This is a genomic window from Micromonospora sp. 050-3, from assembly GCF_046549335.1.
Classification (GTDB): domain Bacteria; phylum Actinomycetota; class Actinomycetes; order Mycobacteriales; family Micromonosporaceae; genus Micromonospora; species Micromonospora trifolii.
The window spans coordinates 3,027,254-3,049,106 of record NZ_JAJPVX010000001.1 but is presented as its reverse complement, the minus strand read 5'-3'; the positions used below and the strand labels follow the sequence as shown (position 1 = coordinate 3,049,106).

Annotated in this window: 17 protein-coding genes; 14 read left to right on the top strand and 3 right to left on the bottom strand. The window is 69.5% G+C overall.

Annotated elements, in window-relative coordinates:
- The 10 genes from ACLJOK_RS13965 (at position 1) to fxsT (ending at position 14,811) form a co-directional block, all read left to right on the top strand.
- Entirely contained in the window at positions 1 to 912 is a 912-nt protein-coding gene (locus tag ACLJOK_RS13965; protein WP_410818883.1) for a sulfotransferase family protein, read from the top strand.
- Positions 913 to 998: 86 nt separating this feature from the next.
- Positions 999 to 1,676: a hypothetical protein gene (locus ACLJOK_RS13960; RefSeq protein ID WP_410818882.1), complete on the top strand. Its 678-nt coding sequence runs from the start codon at positions 999 to 1,001 to the stop codon at positions 1,674 to 1,676.
- A 176-nt stretch (positions 1,677 to 1,852) separates the two neighbouring features.
- Positions 1,853 to 2,671: a basic amino acid ABC transporter substrate-binding protein gene (locus ACLJOK_RS13955; protein WP_238679145.1), complete on the top strand. Its 819-nt coding sequence runs from the start codon at positions 1,853 to 1,855 to the stop codon at positions 2,669 to 2,671.
- Positions 2,672 to 2,772: 101 nt separating this feature from the next.
- Positions 2,773 to 3,567 carry an amino acid ABC transporter permease gene (locus tag ACLJOK_RS13950; RefSeq protein ID WP_091406922.1) on the top strand — a complete coding sequence of 265 codons (795 nt, stop codon included), beginning with the start codon at positions 2,773 to 2,775 and terminating at the stop codon, positions 3,565 to 3,567.
- 4 nt (positions 3,568 to 3,571) lie between these two features.
- Positions 3,572 to 4,411 carry an amino acid ABC transporter ATP-binding protein gene (locus ACLJOK_RS13945; protein WP_410818879.1) on the top strand — a complete coding sequence of 280 codons (840 nt, stop codon included), beginning with the start codon at positions 3,572 to 3,574 and terminating at the stop codon, positions 4,409 to 4,411.
- A 373-nt stretch (positions 4,412 to 4,784) separates the two neighbouring features.
- Positions 4,785 to 5,789, top strand: a complete 1,005-nt coding sequence (locus ACLJOK_RS13940) for a multicopper oxidase domain-containing protein (protein WP_363887637.1) — start codon at positions 4,785 to 4,787, stop codon at positions 5,787 to 5,789.
- A gap of 23 nt (positions 5,790 to 5,812) precedes the next feature.
- On the top strand, positions 5,813 to 9,745 hold the full coding sequence (locus tag ACLJOK_RS13935) for a ThuA domain-containing protein (RefSeq protein WP_410818878.1): 3,933 nt from the start codon (positions 5,813 to 5,815) through the stop codon (positions 9,743 to 9,745).
- Positions 9,746 to 9,753: 8 nt separating this feature from the next.
- Entirely contained in the window at positions 9,754 to 11,283 is a 1,530-nt protein-coding gene (locus ACLJOK_RS13930) for an OmpL47-type beta-barrel domain-containing protein (protein WP_410818876.1), read from the top strand.
- A gap of 32 nt (positions 11,284 to 11,315) precedes the next feature.
- Positions 11,316 to 12,293 carry a hypothetical protein gene (locus ACLJOK_RS13925; protein WP_410818875.1) on the top strand — a complete coding sequence of 326 codons (978 nt, stop codon included), beginning with the start codon at positions 11,316 to 11,318 and terminating at the stop codon, positions 12,291 to 12,293.
- Between the two features lie 154 nt (positions 12,294 to 12,447).
- Positions 12,448 to 14,811, top strand: coding sequence for an FxSxx-COOH system tetratricopeptide repeat protein (gene fxsT / locus ACLJOK_RS13920; protein ID WP_410818874.1), 2,364 nt, complete (start codon positions 12,448 to 12,450; stop codon positions 14,809 to 14,811).
- 112 nt (positions 14,812 to 14,923) lie between these two features.
- Here the strand turns inward: fxsT and ACLJOK_RS13915 are convergent, their stop codons facing one another.
- Both ACLJOK_RS13915 and ACLJOK_RS13910 read right to left on the bottom strand, forming a co-directional pair.
- Complete coding sequence (locus ACLJOK_RS13915) at positions 14,924 to 16,060, bottom strand: DUF1996 domain-containing protein (RefSeq protein ID WP_410818872.1); 1,137 nt, start codon at positions 16,058 to 16,060, stop codon at positions 14,924 to 14,926.
- A 231-nt stretch (positions 16,061 to 16,291) separates the two neighbouring features.
- Complete coding sequence (locus ACLJOK_RS13910; RefSeq protein WP_410818870.1) at positions 16,292 to 16,777, bottom strand: hypothetical protein; 486 nt, start codon at positions 16,775 to 16,777, stop codon at positions 16,292 to 16,294.
- 255 nt (positions 16,778 to 17,032) lie between these two features.
- Here ACLJOK_RS13910 and ACLJOK_RS13905 point away from each other — a divergent pair, with 255 nt between their 5' ends.
- The 3 genes from ACLJOK_RS13905 (at position 17,033) to ACLJOK_RS13895 (ending at position 19,306) form a co-directional block, all read left to right on the top strand.
- Complete coding sequence (locus tag ACLJOK_RS13905; protein WP_410818869.1) at positions 17,033 to 18,283, top strand: Ig-like domain-containing protein; 1,251 nt, start codon at positions 17,033 to 17,035, stop codon at positions 18,281 to 18,283.
- Between the two features lie 57 nt (positions 18,284 to 18,340).
- Positions 18,341 to 18,793 (top strand): hypothetical protein, encoded by a 453-nt coding sequence (locus ACLJOK_RS13900; RefSeq protein ID WP_410818867.1) that lies wholly within the window; start codon positions 18,341 to 18,343, stop codon positions 18,791 to 18,793.
- A 129-nt stretch (positions 18,794 to 18,922) separates the two neighbouring features.
- A complete protein-coding gene (locus ACLJOK_RS13895) occupies positions 18,923 to 19,306 on the top strand; it encodes a MerR family transcriptional regulator (RefSeq protein WP_410818866.1) in 384 nt (127 codons plus the stop codon).
- Positions 19,307 to 19,447: 141 nt separating this feature from the next.
- Here the strand turns inward: ACLJOK_RS13895 and ACLJOK_RS13890 are convergent, their stop codons facing one another.
- Positions 19,448 to 20,557 carry an ROK family protein gene (locus ACLJOK_RS13890; protein WP_410818864.1) on the bottom strand — a complete coding sequence of 370 codons (1,110 nt, stop codon included), beginning with the start codon at positions 20,555 to 20,557 and terminating at the stop codon, positions 19,448 to 19,450.
- Positions 20,558 to 20,598: 41 nt separating this feature from the next.
- Here ACLJOK_RS13890 and ACLJOK_RS13885 point away from each other — a divergent pair, with 41 nt between their 5' ends.
- Positions 20,599 to 21,819, top strand: a complete 1,221-nt coding sequence (locus tag ACLJOK_RS13885) for an MFS transporter (protein WP_410818862.1) — start codon at positions 20,599 to 20,601, stop codon at positions 21,817 to 21,819.
- Positions 21,820 to 21,853: the final 34 nt, after the last annotated feature.

Genomic DNA, 21,853 nt, shown 5'->3' with positions numbered 1-21,853 from the left:
ATGCTCTCACTGGTGGTGGGCACCGGTCGGTGCGGTTCGACGCTGGTCCAGGAGTTGCTCTCCCGGCATCCCGCGGTCGGCTTCGTCTCCGGTCTGGACGACAAACTGGCCCGGCTCAACCCCAAGGGCAGGTTCAACGGCGCGCTCTACCGGCGTTCGGCACCGCGCCCGGCGGGGATGACCTCGCTGCGGCACAGCCGACGGTTGCTGGAGCGGGGCCGGCTCCGGGTGGCGCCGTCGGAGGCCTACCACCTGCTCGACCGGCAGGTGCTGGCCGGCTTCTCCCGACCGTGTCGGGACCTGGTGGCCGAGGACCTGACCCCGTTCGTGGCCCGGCGGCTGCGGGCCTTCTTCGACGAGCGGATCGCGCGGCAGGGCTGTCAGCAGTTGGCGCAGCACGTCACCGGGTGGCCGCGGACCGGCCTGCTGCACGCCGCGTACCCGGAGCTGCGGGTGGTCAACGTGGTGCGCGACGGCCGGGCGGTGGCCAACTCGTGGCTCCAGATGGGCTGGTGGGACGGCTGGCGCGGGCCGGACAACTGGATCTACGGCCCGCTCCCGTCCGACCTGCGGGAGGAGTGGGTCGAGTCCGCTCGCTCCTTCCAGGTGCTCGCCGCGTTGGGCTGGAAGATGCTGATGGACGCCTTCGCGCAGGCCCGGCTGCGTCACCCGGCCGACCAGTGGCTGGACGTGCGCTACGAGGACCTGGTCGAGCAGCCGCGCGAGCAGGTCGGCCGGATGCTCGACTTCCTCGGGCTGAGCTGGTCGGCGGCCTTCGAGAAGGGCTTCTCCCGGTACGACTTCACTGTGGGTCGGGCGGAGGCGTACCGGGACGAACTCAGCCCGGCGCAGCTCACCGCGATCGAGCGGGTGCTGGAGAAGCCGCTGGCCGAGTGGGGCTACCCGGTCTAGGGACGTCTCTCGCCGGCGGCGCTATCGACGGACGTCACGCGTGGCGGCTAATCTTTGGCCCCACACCATCGATGTGAGGAGATGCGATGGCGCGCCGTACCGGTCGACCCTCCTACCAGTTGGACAAGGCCGATGTGCGTCACGGCCGCACAGTGCGCTTCGTGGCCGTCGCGGGCGTGATCGCACTGGTCACCGCGTTGCTGGGTGGGTTGATTGGCTACCAGGTGGGCCGTCCGGACGCGACCGAGGCGACCATCGCGAGCATCAAGCAGGACGACGCGAAGCGGGACGCTCAGCAGATCGTGGAGCTGATCGAGACGGCCCGACGCGTCCGCGACCAGGTCGCCCCGGTGCTGGCCGCCATCAAGACGGAGGCGACCGCCGGACGTGCGCCGGACCCGGCCCAGGCGCGGCGGTGGCAGGGGGTCATGCGCCAGGCGGCGGAGCCGTTCGCCGACCCGCCCTCGGGGAGCACCGCCACCAACGTGGCGCGCGGAGGGTTGCGCGGAGCGGTCCAGCAGGCGTCGCTGGCCGTCGACGCCTACGCGCTGGCGGCCGGCGTTCCGGCGGCGCAACGGGCGGCCCTGCTGGACGTCACAGCGCGGCAGGCGGCCGAGGCCGCGACGATATGGTCGGTCGCGGCGACCCAACTCGATCAGATCAGCGTCGACTCCGGCCAGGGCCACCAGCACGTGTTCCTGGACACAGACCCCCACGAAGGAGCCCTCACCCCGGACGGGGCGGCCGAGGGAACCGGTGGCTGAGTCACCTTGCGGGGCAAGTGTCGGGTTTGCCGGCGTGAGTCCCCGGGCCGGGTCGGCCGAAGGGTCACGGCGTGATCTGGGGGCGAGGCGCCGGATCGGGTACGGTCGCTTATCGCAAAGTCTATGAACCAGATTGGCTTTCTATGCAATGGAAGCCGAATCGGAGGGACACAGCCGTGAGGTTCCCAAGCGCCGTCCGTCAGGCCGGCCTCGTCGTGGCCGTCGCCGCCCTCGCGTTGACCGCGGGTTGCGCGAAGAAGGACGACAGCGAGGTCCAGGCGAGCGGCGTCAAGCTGGTCGCGGCGGGCAAGCTGACCGTCTGCACCCACCTGCCGTACCCGCCGTTCCAGTCCAAGGACGCCAGCGGCAAGGTGACCGGCTTCGACGTCGAGATCATGGACCTCGTCGCCAAGGAACTCGGCGTCGAGCAGACGATCATCGACACCCCGTTCGAGGGGATCAAGTCCGGCCAGGACCTCAACACCGGCAAGTGCGACGCGGCCGCCGCCGGCATGACCATCACCGAGGAGCGGCGGAAGGTGATCGACTTCTCCGATCCCTACTTCGACGCCACCCAGGCGATGCTGGTGAAGACCGGCAAGACGTACAAGTCGCTCGACGACCTCAAGGGCAAGAAGCTCGGCGTCCAGGCGGCCACCACGGGTCGTGACTACGCCAAGAAGCTCGAGGCGGAGAAGGGCCTGAAGCTCGTCGAGTTCGAGGACCTCGCCGCCCTCCAGCAGGCCGTCGCCAACGGCCAGGTCGAGGCCGCCATCAACGACCTGCCGGTCTGGACCGAGTACCTGAAGAAGAACCCGGGCGGGTTCGAGGTGGCCGCGGAGTTCGACACCGGTGAGCAGTACGGCTTCCCCGTGAAGAAGGACGCCAACCCGGAGTTGCTCAAGAAGATCAACGAGGTGCTGGCCAAGGCCAAGCAGGACGGCACGTACAACACGATCTACGAGAAGTGGATCGGCAAGCAGCCGAGCGCCTGAGCCGCGTAGCGGCCGAGCGCCTGAGCGCCACGCAGTACCGGAGGGCGTGCGTCCCGCGCGCCCTCCGACGTCGGTAACCTCCGGGAAGGCAACGAGCGAACGTGAAGCTGCGACGCCGCCAGCGGGAGCGGCTGTCCCTCGGGCTCCAGTACCTGGTCTTCATCGCCATCATCGCGACGGTGCTCGTCGCCGCGGACTGGGACAGGTTGGCCGACGCGTTCTTCCGCGTCGACATCATCAAGTCGATGTTCCCGACGATCATCACCGTCGCGCTGCGCAACACCATCCTCTACACGCTGGGCGCGTTCGCCTTCGGCCTCGTGTTCGGCACCATCCTGGCGCTGATGCGGCTGTCCCGGGTGGCGCCGTACCGCTGGGTGGCGACGGCGTACATCGAGCTGTTCCGGGGCCTGCCCGCCCTGCTGGTGCTCTTCCTCGTCGGGTACGGCATCCCGATCGCCTTCCCGGAGCGTGAGATTCCGGGCGGGGTGTTCGGCTCGATCGCGATCGGCCTCGGGTTGACCGCCGCGGCATACATGGCGGAGACGATCCGGGCCGGCATCCAGGCCGTGCCGAAGGGGCAGATGGAGGCGGCGCGGACCCTCGGCATGTCGCACTTCACCGCCATGCGCACGATCGTCATCCCGCAGGCGTTCCGGATCGTGATCCCGCCGCTGACGAACGAGCTCATCCTGCTCACCAAGGACTCGTCGCTGGCCTACGTGCTCGGGGTGACGGCACAGACGATCGAGATCACCAAGTTCGGTCGGGACATGCTCAACGACCGGGTGAACGCGACCCCGCTGCTGGTGGCCGGTCTCGCCTACCTGGTGATCACCCTGCCGCTGTCGCAGGTGGTACGACGCCTCGAACTCCGCTACGCCAAGGCTCGGTGACCCGATGACGACCACCCCATCCCGCCCCGCCGTGGAGATCCGTGATCTGCACAAGTCCTTCGGGCCGCTCAAGGTGCTCAAGGGCATCGACTTCGAGGTCGGCCAGGGCGAGGTGGTCTGCGTCATCGGGCCGTCCGGCTCCGGCAAGTCGACACTGCTGCGCTGCGTCGACCTGCTGGAGGAGCCGACCGCCGGCAAGATCTGGGTGAACGGGGTCGAGATGACCGACCCGGACGTCGAGATCGACGCGGTCCGTCGCGGCATCGGCATGGTCTTCCAGTCGTTCAACCTGTTTCCGCACCTGACCGTCCTGAACAACCTCACCATCGCCCAGCGGCGGGTGCTCCGGCGAGGTCGGGCCGAAGCCGAGCGGATCGCGCGGGCCAACCTGGAGCGCGTCGGGCTGACCGACAAGGCCGACGCCTTCCCGGCGCAGCTCTCCGGTGGGCAGCAGCAGCGGGCCGCGATCGCCCGGTCGCTGTCGATGGAGCCGAAGCTGATGCTCTTCGACGAGCCGACCTCCGCCCTCGACCCGGAACTCGTCGGCGACGTGCTCACCGTCATGCGCAAGCTGGCCGAGGACGGTATGACGATGATGGTGGTCACCCACGAGATGGCCTTTGCCCGCGACGTCGCCGACCGGGTCGTCTTCATGGATGGTGGCGTGGTGGTCGAGCAGGGGCCGCCGCAGGAGGTGCTGGGCGCGCCGAAGCACGAACGGACCCGCGCGTTCCTCTCCCGGGTCCTCGACCCGACCCACGTCGCGCAGCTCGGTCAGCCCGACCAGCCGCCCACGCCGCCGCAGACCCCCAGCCTGCCGGCGGACGATCGCCACAACCTCTGACGACAGCTCCTGTACGTCCTTCCGCCGGGTTGCCTCATCGAGGGCAGCCCGGCGTCGAGCTGTGCGCTTCTCCGGTGCCGGTGCGGCTGGCAGCGTCCGCCCGCGACTGACAGATCGACGCCCTGCTGTTCGCCGGCCTGCGTGTCAGCTTCATGTCAATCGACGGACGTCGTGATGTCAAGGTAATCTTTTTGCAATCAGATCTGTACTTTCGTCGATGGATTACATAAGTTGCAGTCATCCATCGAAAGTTCTGAGTCTTCCGAGCAAAGTCCGCGACGAGCCTCACCCTCAGTCGTGCCACCGCCCCCGTGCTCGGCGGTCGATGCACCCTGCCCTCGTCGCGTCTTCGCCCGGTCGGGAACGGAGACCCATGGACGATCACGCTGGTGGCCCTCACCGCCACCTGTCCCGCAGATCGCTGATCGCCACCGGCGCGCTCGCCGCCGGAGCGTTGGGCGCGTCCGCCCCAACCATCGGCACCGCGTTCGGTGGCAGCCCCGCCCGGGCCGCCGCCGGTGTCACCAAGAAGATCACCATCTACGCCGAGCAGTTGCCCGGCAACCTGTTCGGGTACGGCCTGGCGCCCGGTCAGGCCACCGTTCCGGGCCCGATCCTGGAGATGTACGAGGGTGACACGCTGGAGATCACTCTGGTCAACACCACCACCCAGCGGCTCTCCATCCATCCGCACGGGGTGGACTACAGCACCGAGTCCGACGGCAGCCCGTTCAACGCCTCGTTCAACAACCCGGGTGAGACGCGGACGTACGTCTGGCGCTCGCACGAGATGGTGGCCGCGGCGGGCCGGCGGTACATGCCGGGCAGTGCCGGCTACTGGCACTACCACGATCACGCGATGGGCACCGACCACGGCACCGGTGGTGTCGCGAAGGGACTGTACGGGGCGCTGATCGTCCGGCGGCGTGGCGACATCCTGCCGTCGAAGCAGTTCACGGCGGTGTTCCACGACATGATGATCAACAACAAGATGGCCCCGGCGACCCCGATGTTCGAGGCGAACCTGGGCGAGCGCGTCGAGTGGATCGCCATCGGCCACGGCAACCTGTTCCACACCTTCCACCTGCACGCGCACCGGTGGGCGGACAACCGCACCGGGATGTTGGAGGGGCCGAGCGACCCGAGCCTGGTGGTCGACAACAAGGACCTCAATCCCGGCAGCTCGTTCGGTTTCCAGGTGCTGGCCGGGGAGGGCGTCGGACCCGGCGCGTGGATGTACCACTGCCACGTGCAGACGCACTCCGACGGCGGCATGGCCGGGATCTTCCTGGTGCGCAACGCCGACGGCAGCATGCCGCCGGGCGCCGAGGAGGCGATCCACCGGTTCCAGGGCCACACCCACACGCACGGAAGCTGACCGAACCGAAAGTGGGGACGGGGATGACCAGAAAACTACGACTAACCCTCGCCGCGGTAGCGGCGTTCGCGACACTGATCCCGGCAACGACGGCGGCCGCGGCCGCCCCACGAACTGCCGCCGCGCAGGCGGCGCCGCAGCAGACAGCGGTCCTGGTGTTCCACGGCCCGGTGGCCGAGCAGCAGGACCCGGTCGGGCGCGCGGTGGACACCATCAAACAGCTTGGTGCCGTTCATGACATCGATGTCACGGCCACCACGGACCCGGGTACCTTCACCGCGGCCGGGCTGTCCGCGTACCGCAGCGTGGTTTTTCTCTCCGCGACGGGCGCCGCGCTGAACCGCGACCAGGAGTCGGCGCTCCAGAACTACGTCAAGGCCGGCGGCGGTTTCGTCGGCATCGCCGACGCCGCCCGCGCCCAGGTCGACTCCACCTGGTTCACCGGGCTGATCGGCACCCGGCCGGCCGGCGCCATCCCGGTCGCCGAGCCGGTGACCCGGGTGACCGCGAGCGGGGAGAACCCGCCCAACGAGACCAAGGAGAAGCTGACCGACGGCGACGGCAACACGAAATGGCTGGTCCGCACCCCGACCGCCTGGGTGGCGTACGAGTTGAGCGCGCCGAAGAAGATCACCGGGTACGCGCTCACGTCGGCCAACGACTCCGCCGGTCGGGACCCGAAGGACTGGACCCTCCAGGGCTCCACTGACGGTCAGAGCTGGACCGACCTGGACCGCCGCACCGGGCAGGTCTTCCCGGACCGGTACCAGACCCGGCGGTTCGACATCGCCACGCCGCAGGAGTTCACCCGCTACCGGCTGAACGTCACCGCGAACAGCGGTGAACCGCTGGTCCAACTCGCCGACCTGCGCCTGTTCACCGGCAGCACCACAGCCCCGGAGCCGCCAGCGGTGAACCGCGCCGTGGTGAACATCCTGGACCGCAAGCACCCGGCCACCGCGTCGCTGCCGATGACCATCACCCGGTCCGACCGCTGGGAGAACTGGGACCCGAACCCGATCGGCACCGTGCACACCCTCGCCCAGGTCGAGGAGCGGCACTACAACCCGGGGGCGGCCGCCAACGGCGCCTTCCACCCGGTGTCCTGGTGCCGGGACTACGACGGCGGCCGGTCCTTCTACACCGGCATGGGCCACACCGAGGGCAGCTACGGCGAGGAGGCGTTCCGCACGCACCTCGCCGGCGCCCTCAACTGGACCACCGGTCGGGTACGCGGCGACTGCCAGGCCACCATCGCCTCGAACTACAAGGTGGAGCGACTCACCGCAGCCAACCAGACCGGGCAGCTGGACCAGATCGGCGAGCCGCACGGGCTCACCATCGCGCCGGACGGCACTGTCTTCTACGTCGGCAAGGCGGCCTGCCCGAGCGGCCCGATCGCGGACTGGAACAACCCGAAGGTCGGCCTGGGCTGCGGCACCGTCCACTCCTGGGACCCGCGCACCAAGCAGGTCAAGCTGCTCACCACCCTGGAGGTGATGGGCAACCGGGGCAGCGGCTCCGAGTTGGTCAAGAACGAGGAGGGCCTGCTCGGCATCGTGCCCGACCCCGCGTTCGCCGAGAACGGCTGGCTCTACGTCTACTGGATGCCGCACGACTCGGTCGACCGGGTGAAGCGGGTCGGTCAGCGGACCGTCTCGCGGTTCACCTACGACCGCCAGGCGCAGACCATCGACCAGACCACCCGCAAGGATCTGCTGCAGTTCCCCGTGCAGATCCACAGTTGCTGCCACGCGGGCGGCGGCATGGCGTTCGACGCCAAGGGCAACCTCTACGTCGGCTCCGGCGACAACAACTCCTCGGAGGGGTCGCAGGGCTACGCCGGCAACAACTGGACCCAGGAGTACCAGGGGATCTCGTTCCAGGACGCCCGCCGCACGTCGGGTAACACCAACGACCTCGCCGGCAAGATCATCCGGATTCACCCGGAGCCGGACGGCACCTACACGATCCCGGAGGGCAACCTGTTCCCACCGGGCACCGAGAAGACCCGGCCGGAGATCTACGTGATGGGCGTGCGCAACATCGCCCGCCTCCAGATCGACCCGGTGCACCAGTGGCTGACCGCCGGCTGGGTCGGCCCGGACGCCTCGTCGCCCAGCCCCACCCTGGGCCCGGCGAAGTACGAGACGGCCACCATCATCACCTCGGCCGGCAACCAGGGCTGGCCGTACTGCATGGGCAACCGGCAGCCCTACCGCGACCGCAGCACCACCGACGCGACAGAGCTGACCGGCTGGTACGACTGCGACAACCTGAAGAACGAGTCGCCGCGCAACACCGGACTGGTGGACATCCCGGCGGCCCGGGACAACATGATCTGGTACTCGCCGGACGGCGGCGGCCCGGTGTTCCCGAAGCGGACCGACGGCAGCGGCCTGCCGACCTACGTGGCGGCCGACGCCACCTACACCCAGCCGTACCTGCGCGGCGGCGGGCAGGCCATCATGTCCGGCCCGACGTACCACCGGAGCCTCGTCGACACCACCAGCGGCGTGGCGTGGCCGGAGCACTGGGACGGCAAGTGGTTCATCGGCGACCAGTCGAACGCCGCCAACCGGGTCGCGGTCACCGTCGACCCGGCCGGCGTGCCGCAGGCCGCCCCACCGGTGTACGCCGAGTCGCTGCGGGCCATCATCCCCGGTGGCAACGGCGACACCCGGTTGCAGAGCTGGATGGACGCGAAGTTCGGCCCGGACGGCGCGCTCTACCTGCTCGACTACGGCGGCGGCTTCTTCAGCCTGCACGCGAACCAGAAGCTGATCCGGGTCACCTACACCGGCGGGGCGCCCACCCCGGCACCGGCGGCGACCTCGGTCGCCGTGCAGAACAAGCCGCTGACCATCGCCTTCACCGGTTCCCGCTCCGGCGGCGTCAGCCACCGCTGGGAGTTCGGCGACGGCGCCACGTCGACCGAGGCGGACCCCCGGCACACGTACGCCACTGTTGGCACCTACACCGCGAAGCTCACCGTCACGTACGCCGACGGTCAGACGGTGACGGTGCAGACCACTGTGACGGTGGGCTGCGCGGTGCCCGACGACCGGTCGACGGTGTGGCTCGGCGACACGGACACCGGGGTGCCCAGTCGCACTGTCGGGCAGGGCTGCACGGCCAACGACCTGATCGACGACGAGAGCACCTGGGCCGACCACAACGGTTTCGTCCGGCACGTCACCGCTGTGGCCCGCGCGTTGCAGGACGACGACCTGCTCAACACCCGCGAAGTGGGCACCCTCACCCGCCTGGCCGCCGCGTCGGAGATCGGCCGGGACGGGCACACCGGGTACGAGCCGCTCTTCGACGGCACCGCCGAGTCGCTGCGCGGTTGGCAGCAGGCGCCGTCGGGACAGTTCGGCATCCAGCCGGACGGGTCACTGCGCTCCAGCGGCGGCCTGGGCATGCTCTGGCACACCAAGGAGCTGGGCGACTTCTCGCTGAAGCTCCAGTTCCGGGACATCGCGCCGGGCACCGGCCGGGCCAACACCGGAGTCTTCATCCGGTTCCCGGACCTGCGAACGCCCCTCGACCAGCGGCCACCGGACAGCTGCGGCACGGTCGGGTCGGCGCGGACCTCGCAGGCGTGGATGGCGATCTACTGCGGACACGAGATCCAGATCTACGACGGTGACACCGGTGAGCCGCAGAAGACCGGATCGGTCTACAACTTCGACCCGGTGCCGCTGGCCCAGGCCGGTGTGACGCCGAAGAACGAGTGGAACGACTACGAGATCCGCGCCGTCGGGCAGCACTACACGATGATCCGCAACGGCGTGGTGATCAACGAGTTCGACAACACACCCGGCAAGCAGTCGTCGCGTGCCGGCGACCCGCCGACCGACCTGCGGCAGTTTCTGCGCGGCTTCATCGGCCTGCAGAACCACGGTGACAACGACCTGACCGAGTTCCGCAACATCCGTGCGCGGGAACTCTAGGAGTGACGATGACCCGACGACTGACGGCCGCGCTGGCGACGCTTCTGCTCACGGTGATCCCGTTGGCAGTGGCGCCCGCCTCCGCTGCCCCGCGTGTCGCCGCCGACCAGGTGTTGACCTGGACCGCCGACGACAGCATCACCCAGTACAAGTCCGCGCCCACCACGGCGGTGGCCGGAGCGACCACCATCATCTGGGAGAACAGCGCGGCCACCGGCAACACCACCGGGATGCCGCACACGCTGACCTTCGACACCAGCACCGAGGGCTACAACCACGACGTCACCCTCAACATCCTGGCCAGCCCGTTCGACGCCAACGACGGCCGCCACCAGGCGACAGTGACGCTGACCCCGGGCCGGTACCGGTACTTCTGCTCGATCCCCGGCCACAGCTCGATGGTCGGTGAGTTGGTGGTCACCGACGGCGGTGGCGGTGGCGACACCACCGCGCCGACAGTGACCGCCGCGGTCTCCGGCGACCAGGACCAGGACGGCAACTACCTCGGGGCGGCCACTGTGACAGTGACGGCCACCGACGCCGACTCGGGGGTACAGACCGTCGAGTACCAGGTCGACGACACCAGCTTCCTGCCGTACACCGAGCCGGTGCGGGTGACAGCGATCGGTGACCACGCGGTGCAGTTCCGCGCCACCGACCAGGCCGGCAACACCAGCGCCGTCGGCTCGGTGGCGTTCCGGATCGTCGAGCCGGGGGAGGAGGACACCACCGCGCCGGTGGTCACGGCCGCGCTGGCCGGCGACCGCGACGGCGACGGCAACTACATCGGTACGGCCACCGCCACGGTGACCGCCACCGACAGCGGATCCGGTGTCGCCACCATCGAGTACGCCCTGGACGGGGCCGCCTTCACCGCGTACACCAACCCGATCGTGGTGAACGCGGCCGGAATGCACATGCTGCACTACCGGGCCACCGACGTCGCCGGCAACACGTCGGCCGAGCAGATGTCCCACTTCACAATCGTCGAGCCGCCGGCCGAGGACACCACCCCACCCACTGTCGCCGCCACTGTCGCCGGTGACCGCAACGACGACGGCGGGTACATCGGCGGCGCGACAGTCACCGTCACGGCCACCGACGCCGGGTCCGGCGTGGCGAAGATCGAGTACGCGCTCGACACCGGGGCCTGGACGGCGTACGCCGCTCCGGTCGCCGTCCGCACGCCAGGCACGCACACAGTGCGGTATCGGGCGACCGACACGGCGGGGAACTCCTCCACCGAGCAGTCGACGACGTTCACTGTGGTGGCCGACGGCACCGACAAGTGCCCCGACTCGGACACCCGAGCCACCGTGATCATCGACGGGGGCGACACCGGTGTGGCCAACGTGGACACCGGCGACGGCTGCACCATCAACGACCTGATCGACGAACACGCCGACTACCCCGGCCACGCCGAGTTCGTCCGGCACGTCGAAGCGGTCACCGCCGCGCTCGTGACCGGCGGCACGCTCGACCGGCGGCAGCAGGGCGCCATCGTCCGGGCCGCGGCCCGATCGGACGTCGGCGCATGAGTCCTCGAACCTCACCGACAGGGAGTACCACGATGCCCGGACGTACCGTCGCCAAGCTCGCCACCGTGAGCGCCGTCATCGCGGCCTCGGTGCTGGCCGTGGCGCCCACCGCACACGCCGACCTGGTCACCCACTGCATCGGCACCGGCGGCGCGGTGACAGTGCCCAACGACCTGCTCGTGCCCGCCGGCGAGTCCTGCGCGCTCACCGGCACCACGATCACCGGCAACGTCACCGTCGCGGCCGGCGGCAACCTGGTGGTGACCGGTGGCCGGGTCAGCGGTGAGGTACGTGTCTCCGCCGACGGTTACCTCGACGCGACCGAGACGACAGTCGACGGCCAGGTGGTGCTCGCGGCCGGGGGGTACGGCATCTTCCTGAAGGACGCCCGCACCGGCACCGTCACCGTACGGCCGAAGGGCTCCACGACCATCGACAGCTTCCTGTTCGCAGAGGCGTCGACGGTCACCGGGCACGTCAACGTTGGTGCCGGTGAGGTCCGGCTCGACCGGGGCACCCAGGTGCAGCGCAACCTCAGCAGCACCGGCACCTACTACACCGACCTGCACGACTCGTTCGTCGACGGCACGCTGTCGGTGCTCAACAGCGCCACCGGCAGCGTGGTCTGCGGCAGCGCGGTCCAGGGCCGGGCCACCTTCGCCGGCAACCTGGGCGGCGTGCAGCTCGGCCCGAACGGCGCCCTCGACAGCTGCGCCTCCGGCGGTTACTGGGGTGGGGACGTGAGCGTCACCAGCACCACCGGCGGCGTCACCGTCGACGACAACATCATCAACGGTCAGTTGGCGGTGACGTCCAACGACCCGGCCGCCCAGGTGGCCGCGAACAACCGGATCCGCGGCGGGGTGACCGGCGACCAGGCGGCCACGACCACCAACCGGTCGGCCCGGGTGGCCGGCCCGGACCGGGAGGACGCCGGTGACCAGCGGGCCGAGGTCCGCCGTACCTCGGCGGTGCAGGAGGCCACCGAGGCGGGCGCCGCCCGGCTCTAGCCGATCGACCCCTGACGCTGGGCCGGACGCCATCCAGGCGCCCGGCCCAGCAGCAAGCCGAGGGATTGGGCGGCAGGAAGCAGCTAGCAGCGCCGCGTCAACCGACACGACGGTGATCGATCGGATGTACCGGGTCGCTACCGGTTGTGGTTCCGTGGATGCCGTGGATGCGGAGGTAGCCATCGGGGCCTTGAGCGCGGTCCTCGCTGTTCTGGGGACCGTGGCCGCCTTCCTGCAACTGCGACGGACGCCCGCAGCGGCTGTTTCGACCCCGTCCGCTGCGGCGGTGACGGGCAATCGGGGTTTGGGCGGCCCACTCGTCGTCGGTGACGTTCCGCGTGAGCCGGTGTCGCACATGCGTCGCGAGGAGTTGCTGGCTGAGGTCGTGACGGTGTTGGCGAACAGCGACGTATGTGTGCTGATGGGCGGGCGGGGGGTCGGAAAGACGCATCTCGCGGCCACGCACGTGCGCGACCAACTGTGCGCTGACGTCGCGCGGGTGCTCTGGATCGTGGCGGACGACGTCGCGGCGGTGGTCACATCGTTTGCTGACTTCGCGCGGCAGGCGGGGGCAGTGGACGAGGTTGTCGACACTGAGCCGGCCGCGCGCACCGCACTCCGCTGGCTTGAGAACGAATCGGAGCGATCCGTAGTCGTGTTCGACAATGCGCTCGATGCCGACGCGATCGCCCGATGGATGCCGCAGCGCGGAAACGTCCACGTCCTCATCACGACAACGAACCAGGAGTTCACCGTCTTCGGCGCCACTGTCCACGTGGACGTCCTTACGCCCGCGCAGGCGGTGACCTTTCTCTGCTCGCGAGCGGGCCTCGACGACCCGAGGGCCGCCGCGCTGGTCGCGCGAGAGTTAGGTCAACTGCCGCTCGCACTCGCGCAGGCGGGCGCCGTGATCCGCCGTCATCGGTGGTCGTTCGCCGAGTACCTGGCCGGGTTTCGATCAATGCCACTGAGGTCGCTGCTTCCCCGCGTACCCGGCGACAACTATCCACGCACGCTGGAGGAAGCCACGCTGCTGTCGGTCAGCGAGGTCGAAGACAGCGATCCGAACGGGTTGGTCCGACGTCTCATTGATCTCTTGGCCGTGCTGTCGGACGCGGGAGTTCGTCGCGACCTACTGCGTAATCTGCTCGATGAACCGGCGCGCGTCGACGAGGCGTTGGGCGGGTTGGCGAATGCCTCCGTTGTTGGCTTCGACGTCAACGGCACACGGGTGGCGATGCATCGGCTTACCCGCCAGGTGGTGTTGGCGCGGGCCCGAACGGAGGGGCGAATCCGCGACACGGTCCGGGATGCTCTGATGCTGTTGACCCGTGCCACGGAGGCGCAGCCTGCGCCCGGCGTCGACGTCGTGGACCACATCGCTGAGGTCTGGGCCGAGACGCAGACGGTTCTGGCGAGCGACGGCGAGGACGACGAGATCGCCGCCGAGCTGTTACGGCTGCGGCGGTGGAGTGTCGGACGGCTCACCGGCATGGGGGAGTTCAATCGTGCGGTGGCAGTGGGCCGCATGGTGTTCACCGAGCACCGAGCGCTCGCGCCGTCTGACCACGAAGCCGTTGCCCTGGCGCGACGGGAACTGATCGATGCCTATGTGACCGCCGACCGTGAGAATGAGGCCATCCCCTACGCCGAACAGGCCCTGGCCGATCGTGTACGGCTGGCCGGTCTCGATCACCCGAGCACGGTAGGCGCCCGCAACCTCCTGGGCTACTGCTGCGAGTGCGGGGGTCAACTCGACCGCGCCTTGACCATCCACCGGTACAACCTCGTCGAGAGTATTCGGGTCTGCGGCCCGGACGCGCCTTCCACCATGCGCGCGAGGATCAATCTCGCCAGCACCTACCGCTCGATGGGTGACCTCGCCAGGGCCGTCCCCTTGTTCGAAGAGAACCTCGCGGAGAACGTGCGGGTCTACGGCCCTGACCACAGTTCGACGATCAACGCGCGCGGCGAGCTGGCGCGCATTTATGTGCGGACGGGACGGGCCGCCGAAGGCGTCCGGCTGCATGAGGAGAACGCGGCACTCGGAACCGACCAGCAACGGGCCGACATCCACCTCACCTGGTGGCCTCAGTACCGCGCGGCCGCCTACTCCGCCGCAGGTCGGCACGACGAAGCGATCGGCCAACTTCGTGCTCTTGTGCAGCGTGTGGACGACGTTCTGCCACATGACAACCCGCAGGCGATTCGACTCCGCTTGTTCCTGGCGCGAGCGCTGCTCGCTGGTCGACGCCACACCGAGGCGCTAGCGCTGTTCGAGCGCACGGTCGCAGATCGGGAGCGCGTCCTCGGCGTCGACCACCCGGGGTCACTCAACGCGAGGCGCAACTTCGGCCTGGCTCAGGCAGCCACCGGGCGGCGTCGGTGGGCCCAAGCGATCCTCAGTGCCGTCGTCTCGGACTACACCCGCGTCCTCGGGCCAGAGCACCCGTACACGCGTACCGCTCAAGCGAACATCGCCAGCCTGCCGAAGTCGCGCTGGTTCGCCTGGGGCTGACGGGGGCGGTCGTACTCAGTAGGGAGACAGCCCGGCCCGCGCCTACTCCTGCATGCCTAGCGTGATCGTCAACCCGGGGCCGAGAGACACCGGCCCCGGGTTGACGATCACGCTAGAAGTTACCGGCCGAGTTGCACTTCACGCCCTGGTCGAGGCAGTTGCGCACCCGTGCGGCGAGCGCCTCGTCCTTCCACGCGTTGAAGAAGTCCGCGTGCATGGAGAACGACGTGCCGGACGCGAGGGTGATGCCGTCCGTGTTCGCGCTCAACGGGTAAGAGATCACGAAGGACACCGAGGGGACGGGCACCGGGTGGCTCTTCGGGCACGCACCGGTGTGGTCCCCGTTGGCCATGTGCGCCTTGTGGTCGGGGCTGTCCAGGTGCTTGCCGTCCCAGCAGTCCGGGAAGGTGATCTGCCGGACGATGTTCGCGGTCTTGGCGCAGACCGGGAACGTCTTGTCGGCGCTGCGGCCGATCTCGCCGCCGATGCCGGCGCACCAGAAGTGGTTGCCCTGCTTGTCCGGGGTGTCGACCTGGTTCTTGGCATTACCGGTGATCATTCGTAGACCGAAGGGGAAGGGCTGGGTCTTGCTCGGGTCCTTCAGGCGGGAACCGTAGTAGACGGTCACTTCCTTCGGGTCCACGACCTTGCCGTTCTGGTACATCGTCGGCACCCAGTAGGCGGACTGGTCGTCCGGCGAGTTGCAGGTGGTCGCCTTGGACGCCCGCAGCGATTCGGCGGTCGAGTTGGCGTCGGTCGACTTGTTGCCCCAGAACGTGTGGTTGTGCGAACCGCCCACCAGCTTCGGCAGCACGATCGGGTCGTCGCTGTTGTGGTGGCTGGTCGTACAGCCGACGTTGAATTCGGGAACCTTCACGGGGTTACCGGTCACCGGCTTGGGCTTACGCGCGAAGAACGCCTTCGTCGCGGCGGCCTGCGCGGCGGCGTCGATGGTGATCCAGCCGCCGGATGCGGTGGGCGGGGCGGCGCTGGTCGCCGGCGTTCCCGGCTTGCCGGGCGCGGACGGGGTGGCCGAGGTGCCCGGGGCGCTCGGCGTGGCCGACGGGTCGCCCGGCGCGGTGGCCGTCGGCGCGTCCGGGCCGGGCGAGCCGATGCCGGTGTCGCTGGAGGGGCCGGACGCGCCGGGAGTGCCCGGCGCCTCCTTGCATCCGCCGGCGAGCGCCACGCTCACCAGCAGCAGGGCGGTGACGGAACGACGGTGTCGAGGGGTGGATCGGAGATTTATCAACGGGGGCGCACCTTTCTTCCGAGCACGAAGAATACGAGTCGGCCCCCTGCGCGTTTCCAGGTGAAACGATTAATTCTCCCTTAAATATCGCTCAGCGATTGCCTGGTCAGCTCTGCGGAGCCGCCGCGATGTCGACTCAATCTCAATTCTTTGATTTCTCTCCAAAAACCGTAATCGGCGGCTGCGGCGGCACTCTGCTCTTCTGCCAGGTGCCCCCGACCGCCGTCCCGCTCAACACTTGTCCCGTGCCCTCCGCAGGAAGGTCTCTCTGGACACGACAGTCGTCGAGTCGTGTCCGCGCGGTGCCAGCACCTGGTCCGGCCCGATCCGTGAGAGGTCCGCGAGGGTGAAGTCCACCGGGATGGCGTCGTGGCCGCCTGACCCGCTGACGCTGTAGGTGACGCCCGGCCGGAGTTCGGTGAGTGGCTCGATGTCAACATCGATGCCTGCCTCGGCTGCTGGGATGTCGACAGCGTCGGCGACCTCCCAGCCTTCCGGCGGCTGACCCAACAGAGCGACCTCCACGGCCTCACTCGTGGGTCGGCCGCTGACGCGCCAACGGATGTGTGGTCGATTGCCCGTCTCGTCCTGGTGGTCGTTCTCGTAAACGCTGAGCTGCGCGAAACTGCCGCCGCAGGGGACCAGGACGCCGACCGGCCGACCATCCTGGACGGCGAGAGCGACCACTGGCTCATCCGGTGGGGTGCAGGCGGTCACGACGAGGAGGGGAAGCGATAGCAGAATCCATGAACGTCGTCTTCTGCGCATGTCGGCCAGCATTCCACGGCGGCGTCACACTTCGATGCCCCGAGGATCACGAAAGGGGAAGCGCAACCGACGCGCGCTGTGCCGAACGTTCCCACCTTCGTTGCGTGATTTCCGGAAACAGCGCAGGGCGCCGGCGCCGCGGAGAGAATTGCCGCCACGGAGCACACGGAAGCCGGGGGACGTTGCATGGGTTTACGAAGGCGCATGGCGCTCGTGGCGGTGACCGTCGCGGCGACACCGCTGGTCCTCGGCGGGTGCACCACCGAGCGGAAGCCCGTCACACGCCCCGCCGAGCGGGTGGTGCCATCGCCCGAACTGACCCTCACGCCCGCCGACCTGTCCCGGAATGTGCCGCTCAGCGCCGAGGTGGTTCCGCTCGTCACGGGCGGGAAGATCACCGCCGTGCGCATCGTCGACGACGCGGGCACGTTGGTCCGGGCGGAGCCACGCGCGGACGGCTCGGCCTGGGTGCCGACCGCTCCGCTGCGGCCGCAGCGCACCTACACCGCGGCGGTGACCGCCACCGGCGACTCCGGGCGGACCACCACCCGCACCACCACCTTCACCACCGCGGCGGCGTCGACGAAGCCGCAGGTGACCAGCACCCTCTACTTCGCCGACAAGCAGACGTACGGCACGGCCATGCCGGTGACCATCGGTTTCGATCCGCCCATCGCCAGGGCGGCCCGCGCCGACGTGCAGCGTCGGTTGTTCGTCACCACCAACCCGCCTCAGCCGGGCGCCTGGTCCTGGGTGGACGACGGCAGCCAGGTCTTCTACCGGGCTCCCAACTTCTGGCGGCCCGGCACGACCATCAGTGTCCGGGCCGGCCTGGCGGGTCTGCCGATCGGCAGGAACCACATCGGTGACGCCGACCGCACGGCGACGTCCCGGATCGGACGGCAGGTGGCGCTCGAAGTCGACAACGCCACCAAGCAGATGCGCGTGCTGCGGGACGGCAAGCTGATCCGCAAGATCCCGGTCAGCCTCGGCAAGCGCAGCACCCCCACGTCCAGCGGCAAGATGGTGATCATGGAGAAGCACCAGTACACCACGTTCGACACGCGCGGCGAGCCGAACGGCGGCTACGTGGTGAACGTCGAGGACGCGCAACGGCTCACCTGGGGCGGCGAGTTCATCCACGGGGCGCCCTGGTCGGTGTCGGATCAGGGACACCGCAACGTCTCGCACGGCTGCACGAACATCTCGGCGGCCAACGCCGACTGGCTGATGGGCGTCACCCAGGTCGGTGATCTGGTCACCTTTACCGGCACCGAGGTCCGGCTCCAGCCGGGCAACGGCTGGACGGCCTGGAACACCAGTTGGGGCCAGTTCGTCAAGGGCAGCGCGCTGCCCGTACCCGCGGATCTCCGCCCGGCCCCGGCGTCGGCGCCACCCGCGCGTGCGGTTGCCGGTGGCGTACCGACGCCGGGTCCGTCCGCCTCCGGAGGCTGAACCACCGGCTGCCCGGCAGGCTCTCGCCGCTTGCCCGGCGGCCCTACCCTCCGGGCCATGACGTACGAGCCGATGATGGTTCCCGCTCCGAGGCCCAACCGGACACTTCGTACGGTCCTGATCGTCGTCGGCGCCCTACTGGCGTTGTGCTGCGTGGTTGGCACCTGCGTCGGCCTCTGGCTCTACCGCTCGGTCAAGGACACCGTCGAACCGGCCAAGGTGGCCGCGACGGCCTACCTCGACGACGTGCAGGCCGGCAACTACGCGGGCGCGTACGGGCGGCTGTGCGACCGGGTGCGCGACACCATGCCGCAGGAGGACTTCGCCCGGATCCAGAGCGCGCAGTTGAAGATCAGCAGTTACGAGATCACCGGCGTGAACGTCAACAACTACAACGGGCGGGTCACCGGGACCGTCCAGGTCGAGATTGTCCAGGAGGCCACCGGTGCGAGGTTCACGCAGGGGGTGGCGCTGGTCAAGGAGGACGGCGACTGGCGCGTCTGCCAGTGAGTCAGTGTGCCGTCGCGGCACGGAAGTCGCCCGGGTCGTCGGTCCCTGGCCGGTGAGTTACGGTAAAACCTGACGCGCACGTGAGGGAAGAGGCTGTGTGGCTGGCGTCACCGGCCGGGGGAGGGGTCCATGCGGATCGGGGAACTCGCCACGAAGACCGGGGTGTCGGTACGAGCCCTGCGCTACTACGAGGAGCAGGGCCTCCTGGCTGCCGCACGAAGCAGTGGCGGCCAGCGCCACTACCTCGACGACGCGGTCGATCGGGTGTATCTGATCCAGATGCTGTACGCCGCCGGCCTGTCGAGTCGAACCATCCTGGACCTGCTGCCCTGCGTCGACGCGAAGGTCAACACACCGCAGTCGCGGGCCATGCTGCGCGCCGAGCGCGACCGCATCGATCGGCAGATCGCCCAACTCCGGCAGGCGCGCAAGCGGCTCGACGAGGTCATCACGCTCAGCGAGAGCCCGGCCAGCGGTTGCACCCGAGCGGACACCGACGCCGCTGTGGCGTAGCGACGCGGCGAGTCCCCGTCGCCGACGGCGGGACCGGTGATGCCGGAGCGTCTGCGATCGCCGGCCTACGGTGCGTGCATGATCTGATCTCGCGGCGATCGGTGGCAGCTCAGCAGGGCGGCGCTCGGCGTGTCGAGCTGCTCAGCTGCCAACGATCAAGGAATGAGCCAGCTCCGGGATGCCGTAGTGCTGGTCGAGGACCTGCATGGCGGCGCCTGCGGCGATCACGTCCGCGCCGAGACTGGACAGGGCCACCTCGGTGCTGAGCCAGGCCGCGCGTCGGGCGTCCGCCCCGACGGCCTCGGTGACCGCCGCGAGATAGGTCTGCGGATGCCGGAGGAGGTCCGCGCCCGCCAGCACCACGTGGGCGAGGTCGAGGGTCTGGAGCAGGTTGACGACGCCGACGGCCAGCACGCGGGCGGCGTGCGCGATGTCTCCGGCCTCGGCGGCGCGGTGGTGAACGATCTCCAGGCAGCCGTGCCGGCCGCAGACGCAGCGGGGCCCGGTGAGGTCGACGACCGTGTGGCCGAACTCGCCAGCGTTGGTGTGCGCTCCCCGGCGGGCCGCGCCGCCCAGCCAGAAGCCTCCGCCGATGCCGGACTCGACCATGATGAGGGCTGCGTCGCCGAACGTCGCGCCGTGCCGCCAGGCCTCCGCCGTGATGCCCGCGGTGACGTCCTTGTCCAGGTGGACGGGGAGGCCCAGGTGCTTCTCGGCGATCTCGCGCAGCGGTACGTCGTGCCAGTGCCGCAGGCCGTGGGCGTCCCGGACCAGACCGTTGGCGTGGTCGAGTGGGCCGATCATGCCGATGCCCAGCCCGGTGAGCCGGCTGCGCAGGTCGCCGATGCCGGCCATCGTGTCGATGCCGACGCTCAGGGCGTCGAGGAGCTGCTCCGGGGTGAAGTCGCGGGGCAGTGGGCTGACCGCCGAGTGGTGCACGGTGCCGGCCAGATCGACCAGGACGAGCCGCAGCGTGCGTCGGGCCACGTGGGCGCCGATCGCGTACCGGCTGTCCGGGACGAGTTCGTAGACGATCGCGGGCTTGCCGATGCCCGGACGCCGGACGCCGGCGGGGCGGATCAGGCCGTCGGCGGTCAGCCGGGCGATGACCTTGGAGACCGCCTGTGGTGTCAGACCGGTGGCCTGGACCACCGTCGAACGCTCGAACGTGCGGGCCGTGCGCCCCACCGCCATGACCAAGGCCTGGTTGTAGCCGCGGAGGAAGGTGACGTCGGCAGTGACGCGAGTCATCTCACCACCCTATTACGCAACGCTGTTGCTAAATTTTTTCGGTGATCGAGTTGAGTAGAGGTCGACGGTTGGCGGCGCTGGCCGCTCTGGCACTGGGCGGCGTCGCGGTCGGCCTGACCGAGTTCGTGGCGATGGGGCTGCTGCCCGACATCGCCCGCGGTCTGCTCCCGAACGAGTACGCGCAGTCGTCGTCGGACGCTGTCGCCCGGGCAGGCTGGATGATCACCGCGTACGCGCTCGGCGTGGTCGTCGGCGCGCCGCTGATCGCCGCGTTGAGCGCGCGCCTGCCCCGCAAGAAGCTCGTCCTCGGGCTGCTCGTGTTGTTCGCCGTCGGCACTGTCGCGTCCGCGCTCGCCCCCACCTTCGACCTGGTGCTGGTGGCCCGGTTCGCGGCGGCGCTGCCGCACGGCGCGTACTTCGGTGCGGCCGGTCTGCTCGCGGCGACCCTGATGGGCCCCGGTAACGAGGCCCGTGGTTTCGCCACAGTGCTCGGCGGTCTGACAGTGAGCAACCTGGTCGGCGTACCCCTCATCACGCGACTGGGGCAGGCGGTCGACTGGCGGGTCGCGTACCTGGTCATCGCCGGTTTCTTCGTGCTCACCCTGCTGGCGGTGCTGGCGGTCGTGCCGGAGGTCGCCGCGGCGGTCGACGGCTCGCCGGCCGCCGAGTTGCGGGCGCTGCGGACCTCGCAGGTCTGGCTGGTCGCCGCGACCGGCGCTGTCGGTTTCGCCGGCTTCTTCGCGGTGAACACCTACATCGCGCCGGTCACCACCGACGTCACCGGCCTCTCCGCCGCGACGGTGCCGTGGACGTTGGTCGCTGTGGGTCTCGGGATGACCGTCGGCAACGCCCTGGGCGGCTGGCTGGCGGACCGTGACCTCCAGCGGAGCATGGTCATCGGCTTCGTGGCGATGATCGTGAGCATCGCCGTGTTCAGCCTCGTGGCGTCGACCCGCGTCGGTCTGTTCGTGGGCGCGTTCCTGGTCGGTGCGACAAGTCTCTATCTCGGTCCGGTCCTACAGGCGCGCCTGATCACCGTCGCCCCGGGAGCGCAACTGATGGGCGCGGCGGTCAACCAGTCGGCCATGAACATCGCGAACAGCCTGGGCGCTGCGCTGGGCAGCGTCGCCATCGCCGCCGGATTCGGTTACCTCGCGCCGGCCCGGGTGGGCGTCGTCCTGGCGGTCGTCGGGTTGATCCTGGGGCTGGTCAGCTTCGCCGTCGGGCGACGGGTGCGCGAGCGGGTCCCGGCCACCGTCTGACGAGTTGCGCGCGCGGCCCGACCACCGTCTCGAC

Excerpts from the sequence above, each read along its gene's own strand:
- ACLJOK_RS13965 (WP_410818883.1), top strand. The coding sequence starts at position 1 with ATGCTCTCACTGGTGGTGGGCACCGGTCGGTGCGGTTCGACGCTGGTC.
- ACLJOK_RS13960 (WP_410818882.1), top strand. The coding sequence starts at position 999 with ATGGCGCGCCGTACCGGTCGACCCTCCTACCAGTTGGACAAGGCCGAT.
- ACLJOK_RS13945 (WP_410818879.1), top strand. The coding sequence starts at position 3,572 with ATGACGACCACCCCATCCCGCCCCGCCGTGGAGATCCGTGATCTGCAC.
- ACLJOK_RS13940 (WP_363887637.1), top strand. The coding sequence starts at position 4,785 with ATGGACGATCACGCTGGTGGCCCTCACCGCCACCTGTCCCGCAGATCG.
- ACLJOK_RS13935 (WP_410818878.1), top strand. The coding sequence starts at position 5,813 with ATGACCAGAAAACTACGACTAACCCTCGCCGCGGTAGCGGCGTTCGCG.
- ACLJOK_RS13930 (WP_410818876.1), top strand. The coding sequence starts at position 9,754 with ATGACCCGACGACTGACGGCCGCGCTGGCGACGCTTCTGCTCACGGTG.
- ACLJOK_RS13925 (WP_410818875.1), top strand. The coding sequence starts at position 11,316 with ATGCCCGGACGTACCGTCGCCAAGCTCGCCACCGTGAGCGCCGTCATC.
- ACLJOK_RS13905 (WP_410818869.1), top strand. The coding sequence starts at position 17,033 with ATGGCGCTCGTGGCGGTGACCGTCGCGGCGACACCGCTGGTCCTCGGC.
- ACLJOK_RS13900 (WP_410818867.1), top strand. The coding sequence starts at position 18,341 with ATGACGTACGAGCCGATGATGGTTCCCGCTCCGAGGCCCAACCGGACA.
- ACLJOK_RS13895 (WP_410818866.1), top strand. The coding sequence starts at position 18,923 with ATGCGGATCGGGGAACTCGCCACGAAGACCGGGGTGTCGGTACGAGCC.
- ACLJOK_RS13890 (WP_410818864.1), bottom strand. The coding sequence starts at position 20,557 with ATGACTCGCGTCACTGCCGACGTCACCTTCCTCCGCGGCTACAACCAG.